This window comes from Williamsia phyllosphaerae (assembly GCF_014635305.1).
Taxonomy (GTDB): Bacteria; Actinomycetota; Actinomycetes; order Mycobacteriales; family Mycobacteriaceae; genus Williamsia_A; species Williamsia_A phyllosphaerae.
The window spans coordinates 329011-346414 of record NZ_BMCS01000001.1 but is presented as its reverse complement, the minus strand read 5'-3'; the positions used below and the strand labels follow the sequence as shown (position 1 = coordinate 346414).

Here is a 17404-nt window from a genome sequence, read left to right as displayed (position 1 = left end):
TGTTTGCGGAACGGTGCGCTCGACGACGACTGCGGTGGGAGACGGACAGTGACGGCTACGGCAGAAAACACCGACCGCGTGGGATTGTCCGTGCCCATCGGCGCGGGGGTCGTCTCGGCCGTCGTCGGCTTCACCAGTTCCTTCACCGTCGTGCTCGCCGGCCTGCGCGCCGTGGGCGCATCACCCGCGCAGGCCGCATCGGGACTGCTCGCCGTCTGCCTGCTGCAGGCCGTCGGGATGATCGTGTTGTCGCTGCGGCATCGGATCCCCGTGGTCCTGGCGTGGTCCACGCCGGGTGCCGCCCTGTTGGCGACGACGGGGATGGTGGCCGGTGGATGGCCGGCGGCGGTGGGCGCGTTCGTGGTGGTCGGGGTCCTTGTCGTCATCACCGGTCTGTGGTCGGGATTGGCGGACCTCATCGGGCGGATCCCGATGCCGGTGGCGCAGGCGATGCTGGCCGGGGTGCTGCTGCCGCTGTGTCTCGCACCGGTGACCGCCCTGGCCCACGACCCGGCGGTGATCGCGCCGATCCTGCTCAGCTGGTTGGTGCTGCTCCGGTACTCCCCGCGGTGGGCGGTCCCCGGTGCGTTCGGCGTCGCCGCGGTGGTCATCGTGGTCGAGGTGATCAGGGCCGGCTCGCACGTCGACGCCGCCTCGCTGGTGCCGCAACCGGTCTGGACCACCCCGCACTGGACGTTTCAGGCCGTCACCGGCCTGGCCATCCCGCTCTACATCGTCACCATGGCAGCGCAGAACGTCCCCGGGGTCGCGATCATGACCTCGTTCGGCTACCGGGTGCCCTGGCGCGCGTCGATGTCGGTGACCGGGGTCGGGACCGTGCTCGGCGCCGGATTCGGCGGACACGTGATCAACCTCGCCGCCATCAGTGCCGCGTTGGCCGCGGGTCCACAGGCCGACCCCGATCGGGAGCGACGGTGGGTCGCCGCGGTCGCGGGCGGCGTGAGCTACCTCGTGCTCGGGGTCGCCTCCGCCGCGATGGCCACGTTGGTGGTCCTCGCGCCGGCCGGGGTGGTGCAGGCCGTGGCCGGGGTGGCGCTGCTGGCCACGCTGGGGTCGGCGATCGCGGCCGCGGTGGGCTCCGACGGCGGGTCGGTGCACCACCGGACGGCGGCGGTCGCGACGTTCGTCGTGGCCGCATCGGGTACGGCGTTCGTCGGGATCGGATCGGCCTTCTGGGCGTTGGTGGTCGGCATCGTCGTCTTCATCGTCCTCCGACCCCGCGATGCCGGGACCGCCGAGCACTAGGCTCGGCACCGACCCGATCGCCTGATCACCGAGGAGCGTGCGCGATGGCCACACACACCCTGGAACCGTTCGAACTGGACTTCTTCGACTCCGCCCCGATCGCCTACCGGTTCAGCGTCGACCTGCCCATCTCTCCGGCGGGCGCGTGGGCCGAGTTCAGCAGGCAGAACACCCTCGACTGGTGCCGACTGATCAAGAAGATCACCTTCACCTCCGACGCCCCCTACGGTGTCGGGACCACGCGCTCGGCCGTCCTGGCCCCCGGCGGCCTGCACCTGTCGGAGTACTTCTTCGACTGGATCGAGGATCCCGGAGCGGGCCGCTACCGCAACGCTTTTCGCGTCGTCGAGTCGAACGTGCCGAGCCTGCGGCGGTTCGGGGAGATGACCGAGATCGTCCCCGCCGAGCACGGCAGTCGGCTCACCTGGGCCTTCGCCATCGAGCTGTCGGGTCCGGCGGCCAAGCTGCCCGGGACCTCGGCGGCGGCCGCACCGATGTTGTCCACCCTGCGCACCGACACCGTCAAGCACTTCGCCGATCTCTCCTGAGGTGACCGGCCCGGTCGTGATGTGACCTAGTCGTCGAGCAGTCGGCTGTGCACGCGACCGCGTCGGATCAGCGCGGCCGCACCGAGCAGTGACGCGACCATCGAGCTGATCAACACCGCGGCCTTGGCCAGTTCGGCCTCGGCGGGATCGAGCGCGAGGTCGGCGATCAGCAGGCTCACCGTGAAGCCGATGCCACCCAGGATCGCCACCGCGAGCAGGTCTCGCGTGAAGAATCCGGCCGGCTTCGCGGCGATCTTGAGCTGGATGATGATCCAACTGGTGCCGAAGATGCCGATGGTCTTACCGATGACCAGTCCGACCATGATGCCGATCGCGATGCGGTCGGTGAACATCGTGCCGATCACGGAACCGCTGACGGGGACGCCGGCGGCGAACAACGCGAACAGTGGGACGCAGACCGCGGCCGAGATCGGTTGCAGCCGGTGCTCGAGCCTCGCGCCGGGAGCGCACTCCTCGCCCGGATCGGCTCGCACCCGGGTCAGCAACCCGAGCGCCACGCCCGCGATGGTCGCGTGGATCCCGGCGTTGTAGACCGCCACCCACGTGACGATCGCCAGGGGGACGTAGACGAAGTACGACGTGATCCGCCGGCGTTGGCAGTACCAGTAGAGGACCATCGCCGCGGCGCCGATCGCCAACGCGCCGAGGTTGAGGGACTCACTGAACACGACGGCGATGATCGCGATGGCGATGAGGTCGTCGACTACGGCCAACGCGAGGAGGAACACCCGCGCACTCGATGGGATCCGCGATCCGACCAGGGCGAGCACGCCGAGGGCGAAAGCGATGTCGGTGGCCGCGGGGATGGCCCACGCCTTCTCGATTCCCGGTGTGCCCCAGCCGATCGCGAGGCAGATCGCGATCGGGACGACCACGCCGCCGATCGCCGCCGCCACCGGTAGAACGGCCTGCTTGGCCGTCGACAACTCCCCGAGCACGATCTCGCGTTTGAGCTCGAGGCCCGCGACGAAGAAGAACACCGCGAGCAGCCCCTCCTGCGCCCAGTGCCCGATCGTCAGATCGAGGTTCAGGAAGTCCGTGCCCACATGCGCGTCACGGACGGACAGATAGGCGTCGGACAACGGTGAATTCGCCCAGATGAGTGCGACAGCGGCGGCGGCGAGGAGGACGATCCCGCCGAAGGTCTCCGTGCGGAGATATCGGGCGAACTCGGTGGGAGACGGCGGCGAGATCTTCGGGGCGTTGATGAGGGGATCCTTCAGGGTCGTGGGTCGACAAAGCTGTTGCCGACCAGACTTCCCGGCGCACCGTGGATCATCTTAACGGTTCGTTGACGCCGCGGCGACGTGGTCAACTCTCCCCTCCGGGGAGGGTAGGGTTTCTGCAATGTCATCACCCGCGAAGCCGGTCACCCCGGCGCAGGAACAGTCGGTCCGCCTCGCGCTGCGCTCGCCCACCCGCCTGCGCACCGAGGTCCTCGCCGGCCTCGTCGTCGCACTCGCCCTGATCCCGGAGGCGATCTCGTTCTCGATCATCGCCGGCGTCGATCCGAAGATCGGCCTGTTCGCGTCGTTCACCATGGCGGTGACCATCGCGATCGTCGGTGGACGCCCGGCGATGATCTCCGCGGCCACCGGCGCGGTCGCCCTCGTCGTCGCGCCGTTGGTGAAGGACCACGGTCTGAACTATCTGATCGCGGCGGTGATCCTGGCCGGGATCCTGCAGATCGTGTTGTCTCTGCTCGGCGTGGCCAAGCTGATGCGCTTCGTCCCGCGCAGCGTGATGGTCGGCTTCGTCAACGCACTCGCGATCCTGATCTTCATCTCGCAGCTCACCCACCTCATCGGCGTCCCGTGGCTGGTGTACCCGCTGGTCACCGTCGGTATCGCGATCATGGTGTTCCTTCCCAGGGTGAGTTCGGTCGTCCCGGCGCCGTTGATCGCCATCGTTCTGCTCACCGGCGCGACGATCGTGTTCGGCTGGAACAACGTCCCCAACGTGGGTGACGAGGGCAAACTCCCGTCGAACCTGCCGTCCTTCCTCATCCCGGATGTGCCGTACACCTGGCACACCCTGTCGATCATCGCGCCGTACGCGCTGACCATGGCGATCGTCGGGCTGCTCGAATCGCTGATGACGGCCAAGTTCGTCGACGACATCACCGACACCCATTCCGACAAGACCCGCGAGAGCACCGGACAGGGCATCGCGAACATCGTGACCGGCTTCTTCGGCGGTCTCGGCGGTTGCGCGATGATCGGTCAGACGATGATCAACGTGAAGGTGTCCGGTGCCCGCACCCGGATCTCGACGTTCCTCGCCGGGGTGTTCCTGTTGATCCTGGTGGTCGGGCTCGGCGACATCGTCGCGCTGATCCCGATGGCGGCGTTGGTCGCGGTGATGGTCATGGTCTCGGTCGGGACCTTCGACTGGCACAGCATCACGCCGTCGACGCTGAAGCGGATGCCCAAGAGCGAGACACTGGTGATGCTCGCGACCGTCGCGGTGACGGTTCCCACCGGGAATCTCGCCTACGGGGTCGGTGCCGGAACACTGACCGCCATGGTGCTTTTCGCGCGTCGTGTCGCCCACATGACCGAGGTCGTCGACATCGCGCATCCCGATGAGGACACACGGGTCTACGCCGTGCGGGGCGAGCTGTTCTTCGCCTCCAGCAATGATCTGATCTACCAGTTCGACTACGTCGGAGACCCGGAGAACGTGGTCATCGACCTCAGCGACGCGCACGTGTGGGATGCCTCCACCGTCGCCACCCTCGACGCGATCACCGGTAAGTATGCGGCGAAGGGCAAGAAGGTCACCATCATCGGTCTCGACGACCACAGCGCCGAGCGCCACGACCTCCTGAGCGGACAACTCGGTGCCGGACACTGACGACACCGGGGCGCATCTACAGATCGGCGAGGTGGCCGATCGAACCGCGCTGTCGATCAAGACGATCCGACACTACGACGAGGTGGGGCTGGTCGTGCCGTCGGCACGATCGGCCGGGGGTTTCCGGCTGTACACCGCCGCCGACATCGACCGACTCCTCGCGATCCGCCGGATGAAGCCGCTGGGGTTCACGCTCGACGAGATGCGATCACTGCTCGAGTCACTCGCCGCGCTCGACGACCCGCACTCGACCGCCGCCGAGAAAACCGGGGCCACCGCATATCTCGCCGAATGCCACACCCGGGCGACACAGGCGTGTGCGAAGTTGAGCACCCAGCTCGACTACGCGCGCGAGCTGACGGCGCAGCTGTCCGAGTTCGCCCTTGACTGGGACGGCCGCTGAGATCAGTCGTGGTGCGCGGCCCGGTGTTCGGTCGCGGCGGTGAATTCGGTTGCCGCCCACGAGGACAAGAGGCGTAGAGCCTGCTCGGACGACGATCCCGGGGCAGCCGCATAGATGGTCAGGGTGAGTCCGGGTTCGGCGGCCATCTCGAGGCCCTCGTAGGCCAGGGTCATCTCGCCGACCACCCGGTGGTGGAAGGTCTTGGAGCCGGTGCCGTGGTGACGGACATCGTGCCTGCCCCACTGCCGACGGAAATCGTCACTGCGGGTCGACAGTTCGCCGATGAGGTCGTGTAGTTCCTTGTTGTGCGGGTCGCGCGCTGCCTCGGTGCGCAGGATCGACACCGTGACCTCGGCGAACAGGTCCCAGTCCGGGTAGAAGGTGGCCGCCCGCTCGTCGAGGAAGGTGTAGCGCGCGATGTTCGGCGGCTGCCCCGGCATGTCGAACACCTCGTCGTAGAAGGCTCGCGCGAGCGGGTTGACCGCGAGGACGTCCATGCGTCCGTTGCGGACGAACGCCGGTCCGGCGGTGATCGCGTCCAACGTCCACTGCAGACTCTCGTGCGCCCGCCACGAGGTCGTCGTGCGGCGCCTGGGCGGGCGAGCGACCGGACTGGCCGCGTGGGCGAGGTCGAACAGGTGCGCGCGTTCGGCGTCGTCGAGCAGCAGCGCACGCGCGAGTGCGTCGAGGATCTCCGGTGATGCGCCGCTGATCGAGCCCCGTTCCAGGCGCGTGTAGTACTCCACGCTGACCCCGGCCAGCACGGCCACCTCACTGCGACGCAGTCCGGCGACCCGACGGTTCGTCCCGGCGGGCAGCCCGACCACCTCGGGCGAGATCTTGGCTCGGCGCGAGGTCAGGAAATCCCGTACCTCCGCCTTGATGTCGACGCCCATGCCTGCGACGGTAGTCGGGGATCCGCGGTGGTGGGGGTCCCTGTGCGTGCCTCCATCGAGCAGGACTCCCGCAGGCGCGCATCCGGTGTTGTGGTGGGGACATGACAGATCATCAGTTCGCAGACCGCGTCGTGTTCATCACCGGCGCCGGTACCGGTATCGGTCGGGCGACGGCCGTCGCGTTCGCCGAACAAGGGGCATCGGTGGTGTGCACCGGCGTCGACGACGCGTCGACAGAGGAGACGGCCGACCTCGTTCGTGGTGCGGGCGGACGGGCCCTGTCGGTGCACTGCGACGTGACCGACGCCGACTCGATCGCGAGCGCACTCAACGCGACCGTCGACGAGTTCGGTTGCCTCGACATCGCGTTCAACAACGCCGGCGTCGAGCAGCCGGTGACCGCCCTGGCCGACATCACCGATGCCGACTTCGACCGTGTCGTCGACGTCGACCTCCGTGGCACGTTCCTGTCCATGAAGCACGAGATCCCGCTGATGCTCGGGAACGGTGGCGGCGCGATCGTCAACACCGCCTCGGGTGCCGGGGTGATCGGGATCCGTGGTCAGAGCGCCTATGCCGCAGCCAAACACGGGATGCTGGGGATGACGAAGTCCGCCGCACTCGACTACGCCGATCAGGGGGTACGGATCAACGCGATCTGCCCGGGCATCATCGACACCCCCATGATGGACCGGTTCTCCGGCGGCACGCCCGAGGGACGGGCGCGGGTGATCGCCCAGGAGCCCATCGGCCGCATGGGCAGGCCCGAGGAGATCGCCTCCGCGGTGCTTTGGCTGTGTTCGCCGCTCGCTGCCTTCACCATCGGGCACGCGATGGTGGTCGACGGCGGCCAGACCGTGGGGCTGTAGGCGTGCGCGCCCTCGGATCTGCCACCGTTCTCGCCGCTGTGTTCGCGGTCGGTGCCTGCGCGTCCGGATCTGGATCCGATGTCGCGCAACCCGACCCGACGAGCCCGAGCACGTCGACGCCCGCGCTCGGCGCACCTCGAACATGCACGAACGCAGACGCATCCACCACCCCGATCCGCATCCGCTTCGGAGCGACCACGCTGACCGGGTCGCTCAATGCGAGCCCCACGGCGCGTGCGCTGCGTGACCGGCTACCGATCACGGCGGACGCCACCGACTACGGCGGTGTCGAGAAGACCGCGGAGATCCCGGCGCTGCCGATGACGGGCATGCCCGCCGGTGCCGACCCCGGACCGGGAACGCTGGGCTACTACGCCCCCGACCGGGTGCTCGTCCTGTACTACGGCGACGTCGGGTACTTCCCCGGCATCGCCGATCTCGGGCGGTTCACCGACACCGACGGTGTCGTGGCCGCGGCCACCGGCGCGGTCACCGTGACCGTCGAGCTCGACTGCTGACGTACGTCAGCAGCCGAGCCCCGTGCCACTACTTCTTCTTGCGGATGTTCTCGAAGACGGTCGGATCGACGAGGGTCGAGGTGTCCCCGAGCTCGCGTCCCTCGGCCACGTCCTTGAGCAGTCGTCGCATGATCTTGCCGCTGCGGGTCTTCGGCAGTTCCGGCACGACGTAGATCTCACGCGGCTTGGCGATCGGCGAGATGTCCTTCGACACCTGGTCTTTGAGTTCCTTGATCAGGTCGTCACCGGTGTCGACGGTGCTGCCGCGCAGGATGACGAAGGCGACGATGCCCTGCCCGGTGGTCTCGTCGGCGGCACCGATGACCGCGGCCTCGGCGACACCGTGGTGGTTCACCAGCGCCGACTCCACCTCGGAGGTGGAGATGCGGTGACCGGAGATGTTCATGACATCGTCGATCCGGCCGAGCACCCACAGGGCGCCGTCCGAGTCGTACCGCGCACCGTCACCGGCGAAGTACCACCCCTGCGCCGCGAACCGCGACCAGTAGGTCTCCTTGTAGCGGTCGTTGTCCCGCCAGATGCCGCGCAACATGGCGGGCCACGGCTTGTCGATGACCAGGTACCCCTGCTCGCCCTGGGCGACCTCGTTGGCGTCGTCGTCGACGATCTTGGCGCTGATGCCGGGCAGCGGCTTCATGGCCGAACCGGGCTTGGTGGCGGTCACGCCGGGCAACGGAGACACCATCATCCCGCCGGTCTCGGTCTGCCACCAGGTGTCGACGATCGGTGCCGAGTTCGCGCCGAGGACCTCGCGGTACCAGCGCCACGCCTCGGGGTTGATCGGCTCGCCGACACTGCCGAGCAGACGCAGCGACGACAGATCGTGCGCGTCCGGGATCTCGCGACCCCACTTCATGAACGTGCGGATCAGTGTCGGCGCGATGTAATAGGTTGTGACGCGGTATTTCTCGATGATCTCGAAATGCCGGTGCTCGTTGGGTGAATTCGGGGTGCCCTCGTAGATGATCTCGGTGGCGCCGTTGGAGAGCGGGCCGTAGACGAGGTAGCTGTGGCCGGTGACCCAGCCGATGTCGGCGCCGCACCAGAACACATCGGACTCGGGCCGATGGTCGAAGACGTTGTGGAACGTCGAACTGACCTGGGTGAGGTAACCGCCGGAGGTGTGCAGGATGCCCTTGGGCTTGCCCGTGGTCCCCGAGGTGTACAGCAGGAACAGTGGGTGTTCGGCGTCGAAGGCCTCGTAGGCGTGGGTGTCGGACGCGTTCGCCACCGTCTCGTGCCACCACACGTCGCGGCCGTCGACCCAGTTGAGGTCGGGGTCGTGACCGGTGCGCCGGACCACGAGCACCTTCTCGACCGACTTCGCGGCGTCGTCGCCGGTGCCCAGGGCCGAGTCGACGGCCTCCTTGAGCGGGGCGGGCTGACCGCGGCGGAACTGTCCGTCGGTCGTCACGACCAGCTTGGCCTCGGCGTCGTCGACGCGGGACCGCAGTGCGCCGGCGGAGAACCCGGCGAACACCACCGAGTGCGGCAGCCCGAGGCGTGCACACGCCAGGATCGTCACGATGGCCTCGGGGACCATCGGCATGTAGACCGCGACCCGGTCACCGGCGACGAGGCCGAGTGAGGTGAAGTAGTTCGCGGCCTGGCTGACCTCGGTCAACAGGTCGGAGTAGGTGATGTCGCGGGTGTCGCCCGGCTCGCCCACCCAGTGGATGGCGACCCGGTCGCCGTTGCCCGCGTCGACGTGACGGTCCACGCAGTTGGCGGCCACGTTCAGCTTCCCGCCGACGAACCACTTCGCGAACGGCGCGTCGGTCCAGTCGAGGGTGTCGGTGAAGTCGGTGTCCCACTGCAGGCGACGAGCCTCCTTGGCCCAGTACGCGAGCCGGTCCTGCTCGGCCTCGTCGTAGAGACCGGCCTTGGCGACGGCGTTCTCCGCGAATTCCGGGGGCGGGGGGTAGGCCGACGGAACGTCGTCCTGCGAGCCCTGCGTGGACTGCCCTGTGGCACTCGACATGGTGGATCAATCACCCTTTCTGGCGCCGCACGTGGCGGGTGAGGCCCGAGCGGCAGATTTTCAGTTCGGTACGGGTCGCGCACCGCTCATCATTGTCGTCGGTGCGGCGCACGACATGCGTGGATGCGCCCACCGTGATCGAAGATCGCGGCCGCCCCATCGTGAGCGTAGTCACGTTGGATTCCCGTTGCAGCGACATGTCTGTCCGAAAGGTCGCAATTCCTACCAATCGTTACGTGTAGTGGCCAATGAATATCCCACTCAGCGAGACGGGGCACCGAGACGTGGGTAATGTCTGCCAAGGTCCGAGCGCCGATTAGCGATATTCACGAAATGTCACCGGCATGTCTCGGACCCCCGTTCGCGGGTGTGGGGGAGGTCCCACAACGTCCGGCGCGGGCAATCCCGTGCGCCGGACGACGTCGATGAGAGGGAATGACAGCGGTGAGATTGAAGAAAATCGCGGCGATCGCCGGAGCACTCGTGATCAGTGCGGGTGTGCTCGCGGCATGTGGTGGATCGAGTTCGGACAGCGACCTGGTCCGGGTCAACGGATCCGAGCCCGAGACGGGCCTGATCACGACCACCACGAACGAGAACGGCGGCGGACGCATCGTCGATCGCCTGTTCACCGGGCTGTACTACTACGACGCCGACGGCAACCCGAAGCCGGCGATGGTCGACAAGCTCGACACGACCGACAACAAGAACTACACGATCACCATCAAAAAGGGCTGGAAGTTCACCGACGGCACCGAGGTGAAGGCGCACAACTTCGTCGACGCCTGGAACTTCGGCGCCTACACCCCGAACGCACAGAAGCAGCAGAGCTTCTTCGCGCCGATCGCGGGCTACGACGAGGTCTCGTCGGAGAACCCGACCGTGAAGACGATGTCCGGCCTGAAGGTCGTCGACGACTACACCTTCACCGTCGCGCTGAAGCAGCCCGCGATCGACTTCAAGCTGGGTCTGGGGTTCACGCCCTTCAAGCCGCTGCCCGACGTCGCGTTCAAGGACATCAAGGCGTTCGGCGAGAACCCGGTCGGCAACGGCCCGTACAAGCTGCAGACCTGGCAGCACAACGTCAAGGCCGACATCGTGCCGAACCCGGATTACCCGGGTGAGAACAAGGCGCAGAACAAGGGCATCTCGTTCGTGTTCTACACCAGCCTCGACACCGGCTACGCCGACCTGCAGTCGGGCAACCTCGATGTGCTGGACACGATTCCGACGAGCGCCCTGCGTACTTACAAGCAGGATCTGGGGGATCGCGCGATCGACAAGGCCACCGCACAGAACCAGACGATCACCATCCCCGAGCGCCTCGCGCACTTCGGTGGTCAGGAAGGTGTGCTGCGGCGTCAGGCGATCTCCATGGCGATCGACCGCAAGCAGATCACCACGAACATCTTCCAGGGATCACGTAACCCGTCGAAGGACTTCACCGCCTCCTCGCTGCCCGGCTTCGACGGCAACCTGCCCGGTGAGTCGAACCTCGAGTACAACCCCACCAAGGCGGTCGCGCTCTGGAACCAGGCCAACGCCATCGCGCCGTGGTCGGGGAAGTTCGTCATCAGCACCAACTACGACGGCGGACACAAGGAGTGGACCGACGCCGCGGCGAACAGCATCAAGAACACGCTGAAGATCGACGCCGAGGGTGCGGGTATCCCGACCTTCTCGCAGCTGCGTCAGCAGATCAACGACAAGACGATCCAGACGGCGTTCCGTGCCGGCTGGCAGGGTGACTACCCGTCGATGCTCGAGTTCCTCGAGCCGATCTTCGTCACCGGAGGCGGCTCGAACGACGCGGGCTACAGCAACCCCACGTTCGACGCGAAGGTCCGCGAGGCGGAGAGCCAGACCAGCGCCGAGGCGTCGTACAAGGTCGTCGGGGAGGCGCAGCAGATCCTGCTCAACGACCTGCCCGCCATCCCGATGTGGGACTACGTCAACAACGCCGGCGTGAACACCGGTGTGAAGGCGGCCATCACGTGGTCGGGTCTGCCGGATTACGAGAACATCACCAAGTAGTCCCTGTCCTTCGACCCCGCCCCATCCGGCTGAGTGCGCCGGATGGGGGCGGGGCCGTTGGCTGCGCTGAGAGAAAGTGACCAATCATGGTCTGGTACACCATCCGTCGGATCCTGCAGCTGATCCCGGTGTTCTTCGGTGCGACGCTGCTCCTCTACTTCATGGTCTACAAGCTGCCCGGTGACCCCACCGCGGCACTGGGCGGTGGACGCCCCCTCACCGAGGCGGTGCGTAATCAGATCCGCGAGCAGTACCACCTCAACGACAACTTCTTCACCCAGTACTGGCTGTACCTGAAGGGCATCTTCACCTTCGACTTCGGGACGTCGTTCTCCGGGCGACCTGTGCTCGACGTGATGCAGCAGGCCTTCCCGGTGACGATCCGCCTCGCCATCATGGCGCTGATCTTCGAAGCCGTTTTCGGCATCGTGTTCGGTGTCATCGCCGGTATGCGCAAGGGCGGCTGGTTCGACAGCACCGTCCTGGTCATCAGCCTCATCGTGATCGCCATCCCGATCTTCGTGATCGGCTTCATCGCGCAGTTCGTGATCGGCGTCAAGTGGGGCCTCGCGCCGGTGACCGTGGGCGGCAACGACGGGATCGCGAATCTGGTGCTGCCTGCGATTGTGTTGGCGTCCGGGTCGTTTGCCTACGTGCTGCGGCTCACGCGTTCGTCCGTCGCCGAGAACGCCACCGCGGACCACGTACGTACCGCGACCGCAAAGGGACTGGGGCGTCCGCGTGTCGTCTCCGTCCACATCCTGCGCAACTCGCTGATCCCCGTCGTCACCTTCCTCGGCGCCGATCTGGGCGCGCTGATGGCCGGTGCCGTCGTCACCGAGGGCATCTTCAACATCAACGGGATCGGCCAGACCGTGTTCCGCAGTGTGCAGATCGGCGAGGCGCCGACGGTGGTCTCCATCGTCACGGTGCTGGTCCTGATCTACCTCATCGCAAACCTGGCGGTCGATCTCCTCTACGCCGTCATCGATCCGAGGATCCGTTATGCCTGACCCCACCCCGGAAATGCCCATCAGCGCACGCGCCGGCCAGGCTCGGTTCGTCGCCGGCCCGGACGCCACCGAGGTGCTAGCCGTCGACACGGTCGACGACTCGACCGCCTCGGCAGGCTTCTGGAAGGGCGCCTGGCGCAACCTGCGTCGCCGCCCACTGTTCATCATCTCCGCGGTGATGATCCTGTTCGTCATCCTGGTGTGTCTGTTCCCCGGGCTCTTCGCGCACCAGGACCCCCGCCAGTGCATCGGCGCCGACAGTCTCCTCAAACCCAGCGGTGCCCACTGGTTCGGTACCGACCTGCAGGGCTGTGACATCTACTCCCGCACCATGTACGGCGCACGCGCGTCGGTGGTCGTCGGTGTCTGCACCACGCTCATCGCGTTCGTCGTCGGTGGTCTGCTGGGTGTGTTCGCCGGATTCTTCGGCGGGTGGCTCGACGTGATCATCTCGCGCCTGACCGACATCTTCTTCGCGCTGCCGCTGATCCTCGCCGCGATCGTCATCATGCAGATGTTCACGACCCGCAGCGTCTGGACCGTCGTCACCATCCTCGCGGTCTTCGGGTGGCCACAGATCGCCCGTATCGCCCGCGGTGCGACGATCTCGATCCGCAACAACGAGTTCATCACCGCCTCGCAGGCGTTGGGTTCGTCGCGTGTGCGCACCCTGTTCAACCACGTGATCCCGAACGCGCTCGGTCCGGTGATCGTCACGAGCACCATCTCGCTGGGTGTGTTCATCGTGACCGAGGCGACTCTGTCCTATCTCGGCATCGGACTACCGGCCACCAGCGTGTCCTGGGGAATCGACATCTCGGCGGGGCAGAGCCTGCTCCGCTCGGGTAACCCGATCCTGCTGTATCCCGCGGTGGGGCTGGCCCTGACGGTGCTCAGCTTCATGATGATGGGCGACGCACTCCGCGACGCCCTCGACCCCAAGGCGCGCACCCGATGAGCGAACAGAACACCGACACCGCACCGCTGCTCGAGGTCACCGACCTCGCGGTTTCTTTCGGTGACACCGAAGCGGTCTCCGGAGTCAGCCTGACGATCTATCCCGGCCAGACTGTCGCGATCGTAGGTGAGTCCGGATCGGGCAAGACGACCACGGCCAACGCGGTCCTCAACCTGCTCCCCGGAAGCGGCCACGTCACGGCGGGGAGCATCCGCTTCGACGGCCAGGAGCTGACCACCGCGTCGAAGAAGGACATCGACGCGCTGCGGGGATCCGAGATCGGCCTGGTGCCTCAGGACCCGATGTCGAACCTGAACCCGTTGTGGAAGATCGGTTTCCAGGTCCGCGAGGCGCTCGAGGCGAACAACGTCGCCAAGGGTGCCGCGGCCAAGAAGCGGGCGGCCGAACTGCTCACCGAGGCCGGTATGCGCGACGCCGAGTCGCGGATGAACCAGTACCCGCACGAGTTCTCCGGCGGTATGCGCCAGCGTGCGTTGATCGCCATCGGTCTGTCGTGCCGGCCCAAGCTGCTCGTCGCCGACGAGCCGACCTCGGCGCTGGACGTGACGGTGCAGCGACAGATCCTCGACCATCTCGAGCAACTCACCCAGGAACTCGGCACCTCGGTCCTGCTGATCACCCACGATCTCGGTCTCGCCGCCGAGCGTGCGTCGCATCTCGTGGTCATGTACCGCGGCAAGGTGGTGGAGTCCGGTCCGGCGCGCGAGATCCTGCGCGACCCGCAGCACGAGTACACCAAGCGCCTGGTCGCCTCGGCCCCGTCGCTGGCGTCGAAGCGGTTGACGGCCACAACCGCCCGTGCCGAGATCGTGGAGCAGGCGGTGGAGGTCGCCGACGAGATCAAGCCGGCCTCGGCGGACTCGACGGTCCTGGTGGTCGACCACCTCACCAAGGTCTTTCCCATCCGCGGCAGCGCACCGTGGAAGTCGAAGAGCCTGACCGCGGTCGACGACGTCTCCTTCTCGATCCGCCGTGGGACCACCACCGCGATCGTGGGCGAGTCCGGTTCGGGCAAATCCACTGTCGCACAGATGGTCCTGGCGCTGCTCCCGCCGACCAGCGGGTCGGTGACGTTCGACGGCGACGACGTCACGAGTTTCAGGGGCAAACGCGCCCTGGCCTTCCGGCGCCGGGTGCAGCCGATCTTCCAGAACCCGTACGGGTCCATCGACCCGTTGTTCTCGATCTACCGGGTCATCGACGAGCCGCTGCGGATCCACGGCATCGGGTCGTCGAAGGAACGCGAGGCCCGTGTTCGCGACCTGCTCGACAAGGTGGCGTTGCCGTCCTCGGTGATGAAGCGATTCCCCAACGAACTGTCCGGTGGGCAGCGGCAGCGTGTGGCGATCGCACGGGCTCTGGCACTCGATCCCGAGCTGATCATCTGCGACGAGGCGGTCTCCGCACTCGACGTGTTGGTCCAGGCGCAGATTCTCGGTCTGCTCAACGACCTGCAGGGAGAGTTGGGCCTGACGTACCTGTTCATCACCCACGACCTCGCCGTCGTCAAGCAGATCGCGGACAACGTCGTGGTCATGGAGCAGGGCAAGGTGGTCGAGCAGTCCACGACCGACGCGGTGTTCGACAACCCGACGCAGGACTACACCCGCAAACTGCTCGACGCGATCCCCGGGGCATCCATCGTCACGACGTAGTGCCGGCGGTCCGAGGGCGGATGCACCGACCACTACGCTGGTCGGTTGTGACCACCGATCCGCTCGCACCGCTGTTGGACCTGCCCGGCGTCGCCGCGGCCGCGGACGAGGCGCGTGATGCGCTGAGCTCGGTGCACCGACACCCGGTGAACATGCGCGGATGGTTGGACACCTCGACCGAGGCCTCGTGGCGCACCGCGCACTCCTCGGCGGGTATCGAGGGTGTCGCGGGCTCGCTGCGCCGCGACGAGGACGTCGACGACCCGGTGCTCGCGGGCGCCATGCGGGTCGCGTTGGCTCTGACCGGCGATTCGCTCGATCAACTCGTGTCGGTGTGGACGCGTGCGCCGCTGCAGGCTCTCGCCCGACTGCATCTGCTGGTCGCGGCCGATCTGGTCACCGATCCCGACACCCTCGGCCGCCCACGGACCGACCCGGATGTCTCCCAGCGGCTCGACATGCTCGCGCAACTGGTCACCGGCGGCACATCGGTCCCGGCTCCGGTGCTCGCCGGCGTCGTCCACGGGGAGCTGCTGACCCTCGCGCCGTTCACCACCGGCAACGGCGTGGTCGCCCGCGCGGCCGCGCGATTGGTCGCGGCGTCGACCGGGCTGGATCCGCACAGCCTCGGGGTGCCGGAGGTGACCTGGCTGCGTCGGATCGACGAATACCGCACCGCGGCAATCGGCTTCGGTACCGGAACCGGCGACGGCGTGCGCGAATGGCTGATCCTGCACTGCGCCGCGCTGACGGCGGGGGCGACCGAGGCCCGGTCGATCGCCGACGCTCGTCGCTGAACCTTCCGACGTCGAAGTGGTTGCGTGAGTGGGCGTCTGACCTCAGCGTGCCCCGCACATAAATGCGGGCGACCGATGATCGCGATGATCATTCGGCCGCCCGCCTAGCACGGATCACTGGTTACCAAGCGTGCTGATCGGGTTGCGTGGGTGGCCTCGGCGATTGGTCGCGTTGTGATGAACGCGCCGTCCCACCCAAGGTCCGACGCTCTCGTCACTTCCGCGATGTCGCAGGCCCGCAACACTTGTGCCTCTCGCGGCGTGCTCCGCGTGGGTGCTCGGTGTCCGTGCTGGGAAGTGCCCGCCCGGGGGGCCACTTCTTCTCTTCCGAGGTGGCCTTTGCCGTTCGTACTTCCGTAGCTCTCTTTGTACACCGTGACATCGGTCACATCAAGAGGTGAACGGCAACGATTCGGTAGTCAGTCGAAAACCGTTGTGTGACAGCACCGGAGGGCGTCAGCGCCCACGGGTGCGGTGCACGAACGCGTAGGTGATGCCGCCGGCCACCGCTGCGCCGACTCCGACGGCGGCGGCCCCGGTCACGGTGGTGCGCGACGGTGCGCCCGGGATCCGTTCCCGCAGCGAGACGGGGCGGTTGAACGACAGGACGGGCCAGCCGGCCGCGGACGCGGCCTTGCGCAGCGCGCGGTCGGGATTGACCGCGGTCGGATGTCCGACCACCTCGAGCATCGGCAGATCGGTGATCGAATCCGAGTAGGCGAAGCACAGATCGAGGTCGTAGCCGCGCTCGGCGGCGATCTCGCGAATGGCGGTCCGCTTGCCCTCGCCGTAGCAGTAGAACTCGACCTCGCCGGAGTACTTGCCGTCGACCACCTGCATCCGGCTCGCCACCGAGGTGTCGACGCCGAGCATCTCGCCGATGGGCTCGACGATCTCGCTGCCCGAGGCCGACACGATCACCACGTCGTGCCCGCGCGCACGATGCCCGGCGATGAGCTCGGCCGCCTCGGCGAAGACCAGCGGGTCGACGATGTCGTGGAGCGTCTCGGCCACGATCGTGCGGACCTGGTCGACGTCCCATCCCGCGCACATCTGGGTGACGTGCTTGCGGAGTCGTTCGACCTGGTCCGCATCGGCAGCGGTCAGCAGGAAGAGGAATTGGGCGTAACTCGATTTGAGCACCGAACGTCGGTTGATCAGCCCCTCGTCGAAAAAGGGTCGGGAGAATGCCAAGGTGCTCGACTTCGCGATAATCGTTTTATCGAGATCGAAGAATGCGGCCACGGGAGTTTCGCTTCTCTGAGCACTCCGGGCACCCGCGGGTGAACCCGGCGGCGAGGTCATCACGGCATCAGCCTACGTCGGGGGCTCGGCGGACGGGTCGACTCGGACAGTCGTGCGAGCCCGAACGGCAAACCGTGAGGTCAGCCGCCATAAACTACCCGCCGGTAACAACATGGTTGAACTTGCAATCATCCCGGGGACGGTGTGTATAGTCATGGTTACCCGGTTCATCCGGGGCTTTCAGCCCGACCCCCCGGGGCTGAAACGCGACGACCCTGGCCTCCTCCCCCCCTGGCCGGGGT

The 17404-nt window shown here is 67.0% G+C and carries 16 protein-coding genes; 11 read left to right on the top strand and 5 right to left on the bottom strand.

All coding sequences use genetic code 11. From position 1 onward, the window contains the following. The first annotated feature begins 90 nt into the window (after nucleotides 1–90). Together IEV93_RS01745 and IEV93_RS01740 are read left to right on the top strand one after the other, a co-directional pair. Entirely contained in the window at nucleotides 91–1266 is a 1176-nt protein-coding gene (locus tag IEV93_RS01745) for a benzoate/H(+) symporter BenE family transporter (protein WP_371873778.1), read from the top strand. 44 nt (nucleotides 1267–1310) lie between these two features. Further along, complete coding sequence (locus IEV93_RS01740; protein WP_188486349.1) at nucleotides 1311–1814, top strand: SRPBCC family protein; 504 nt, start codon at nucleotides 1311–1313, stop codon at nucleotides 1812–1814. A gap of 26 nt (nucleotides 1815–1840) precedes the next feature. Here IEV93_RS01740 and nhaA read toward each other — a convergent pair whose 3' ends face one another. Further along, the gene (gene nhaA, locus IEV93_RS01735; protein ID WP_188490291.1) at nucleotides 1841–3028 is read right to left on the bottom strand and encodes a Na+/H+ antiporter NhaA; all 1188 of its coding nucleotides are present in this window, start codon (nucleotides 3026–3028) and stop codon (nucleotides 1841–1843) included. A gap of 154 nt (nucleotides 3029–3182) precedes the next feature. Here nhaA and IEV93_RS01730 point away from each other — a divergent pair, with 154 nt between their 5' ends. Both IEV93_RS01730 and IEV93_RS01725 read left to right on the top strand, forming a co-directional pair. Further along, nucleotides 3183–4691, top strand: a complete 1509-nt coding sequence (locus tag IEV93_RS01730) for a SulP family inorganic anion transporter (RefSeq protein ID WP_188486347.1) — start codon at nucleotides 3183–3185, stop codon at nucleotides 4689–4691. Further along, nucleotides 4678–5094 (top strand): MerR family transcriptional regulator, encoded by a 417-nt coding sequence (locus IEV93_RS01725; protein WP_188486345.1) that lies wholly within the window; start codon nucleotides 4678–4680, stop codon nucleotides 5092–5094. Before IEV93_RS01730 ends, IEV93_RS01725 begins: the two co-directional genes overlap by 14 nt. 2 nt (nucleotides 5095–5096) lie before the next feature. On the opposite strand, the gene IEV93_RS01720 is transcribed toward IEV93_RS01725, so the two are convergent. Continuing rightward, a complete protein-coding gene (locus tag IEV93_RS01720) occupies nucleotides 5097–5990 on the bottom strand; it encodes a helix-turn-helix transcriptional regulator (protein ID WP_188486343.1) in 894 nt (297 codons plus the stop codon). Nucleotides 5991–6091: 101 nt separating this feature from the next. Between IEV93_RS01720 and IEV93_RS01715 the strand changes: the two genes are divergently transcribed. After that, nucleotides 6092–6859: a glucose 1-dehydrogenase gene (locus IEV93_RS01715; RefSeq protein WP_188486341.1), complete on the top strand. Its 768-nt coding sequence runs from the start codon at nucleotides 6092–6094 to the stop codon at nucleotides 6857–6859. Between the two features lie 2 nt (nucleotides 6860–6861). Continuing rightward, the gene (locus IEV93_RS01710) at nucleotides 6862–7377 is read left to right on the top strand and encodes a cyclophilin-like fold protein (protein ID WP_188486339.1); all 516 of its coding nucleotides are present in this window, start codon (nucleotides 6862–6864) and stop codon (nucleotides 7375–7377) included. Between the two features lie 28 nt (nucleotides 7378–7405). On the opposite strand, the gene acs is transcribed toward IEV93_RS01710, so the two are convergent. After that, nucleotides 7406–9379 (bottom strand): acetate--CoA ligase, encoded by a 1974-nt coding sequence (acs, locus tag IEV93_RS01705; protein ID WP_188486336.1) that lies wholly within the window; start codon nucleotides 9377–9379, stop codon nucleotides 7406–7408. A gap of 10 nt (nucleotides 9380–9389) precedes the next feature. Then, a complete protein-coding gene (locus IEV93_RS01700) occupies nucleotides 9390–9578 on the bottom strand; it encodes a hypothetical protein (protein ID WP_188486334.1) in 189 nt (62 codons plus the stop codon). Nucleotides 9579–9814: 236 nt separating this feature from the next. Here IEV93_RS01700 and IEV93_RS01695 point away from each other — a divergent pair, with 236 nt between their 5' ends. The 5 genes from IEV93_RS01695 to IEV93_RS01675 all read left to right on the top strand — a co-directional run bounded on the left by IEV93_RS01695 (nucleotide 9815) and on the right by IEV93_RS01675 (nucleotide 15857). Beyond that, complete coding sequence (locus IEV93_RS01695; RefSeq protein ID WP_188486332.1) at nucleotides 9815–11413, top strand: peptide ABC transporter substrate-binding protein; 1599 nt, start codon at nucleotides 9815–9817, stop codon at nucleotides 11411–11413. A gap of 86 nt (nucleotides 11414–11499) precedes the next feature. Further along, nucleotides 11500–12426 carry an ABC transporter permease gene (locus tag IEV93_RS01690; protein WP_188486330.1) on the top strand — a complete coding sequence of 309 codons (927 nt, stop codon included), beginning with the start codon at nucleotides 11500–11502 and terminating at the stop codon, nucleotides 12424–12426. Further along, complete coding sequence (locus tag IEV93_RS01685) at nucleotides 12419–13384, top strand: ABC transporter permease (RefSeq protein ID WP_229704817.1); 966 nt, start codon at nucleotides 12419–12421, stop codon at nucleotides 13382–13384. Before IEV93_RS01690 ends, IEV93_RS01685 begins: the two co-directional genes overlap by 8 nt. Continuing rightward, nucleotides 13381–15060 carry a dipeptide ABC transporter ATP-binding protein gene (locus IEV93_RS01680; protein ID WP_188486328.1) on the top strand — a complete coding sequence of 560 codons (1680 nt, stop codon included), beginning with the start codon at nucleotides 13381–13383 and terminating at the stop codon, nucleotides 15058–15060. Before IEV93_RS01685 ends, IEV93_RS01680 begins: the two co-directional genes overlap by 4 nt. A 47-nt stretch (nucleotides 15061–15107) precedes the next feature. Continuing rightward, the gene (locus tag IEV93_RS01675; RefSeq protein WP_188486326.1) at nucleotides 15108–15857 is read left to right on the top strand and encodes a Fic family protein; all 750 of its coding nucleotides are present in this window, start codon (nucleotides 15108–15110) and stop codon (nucleotides 15855–15857) included. 456 nt (nucleotides 15858–16313) lie between these two features. Here the strand turns inward: IEV93_RS01675 and IEV93_RS01670 are convergent, their stop codons facing one another. Further along, nucleotides 16314–17162: an HAD family hydrolase gene (locus tag IEV93_RS01670; RefSeq protein WP_188486324.1), complete on the bottom strand. Its 849-nt coding sequence runs from the start codon at nucleotides 17160–17162 to the stop codon at nucleotides 16314–16316. Nucleotides 17163–17404 lie beyond the last annotated feature (242 nt).

Coding starts and splice junctions, on each gene's coding strand:
- IEV93_RS01680 (WP_188486328.1), top strand. CDS start 13,381: ATGAGCGAACAGAACACCGACACCGCACCGCTGCTCGAGGTCACCGAC.
- IEV93_RS01695 (WP_188486332.1), top strand. CDS start 9,815: ATGACAGCGGTGAGATTGAAGAAAATCGCGGCGATCGCCGGAGCACTC.
- acs (WP_188486336.1), bottom strand. CDS start 9,379: ATGTCGAGTGCCACAGGGCAGTCCACGCAGGGCTCGCAGGACGACGTT.
- IEV93_RS01690 (WP_188486330.1), top strand. CDS start 11,500: ATGGTCTGGTACACCATCCGTCGGATCCTGCAGCTGATCCCGGTGTTC.
- IEV93_RS01720 (WP_188486343.1), bottom strand. CDS start 5,990: ATGGGCGTCGACATCAAGGCGGAGGTACGGGATTTCCTGACCTCGCGC.
- IEV93_RS01715 (WP_188486341.1), top strand. CDS start 6,092: ATGACAGATCATCAGTTCGCAGACCGCGTCGTGTTCATCACCGGCGCC.
- IEV93_RS01730 (WP_188486347.1), top strand. CDS start 3,183: ATGTCATCACCCGCGAAGCCGGTCACCCCGGCGCAGGAACAGTCGGTC.
- IEV93_RS01700 (WP_188486334.1), bottom strand. CDS start 9,578: ATGTCGCTGCAACGGGAATCCAACGTGACTACGCTCACGATGGGGCGG.
- IEV93_RS01670 (WP_188486324.1), bottom strand. CDS start 17,162: ATGACCTCGCCGCCGGGTTCACCCGCGGGTGCCCGGAGTGCTCAGAGA.
- IEV93_RS01685 (WP_229704817.1), top strand. CDS start 12,419: ATGCCTGACCCCACCCCGGAAATGCCCATCAGCGCACGCGCCGGCCAG.
- IEV93_RS01740 (WP_188486349.1), top strand. CDS start 1,311: ATGGCCACACACACCCTGGAACCGTTCGAACTGGACTTCTTCGACTCC.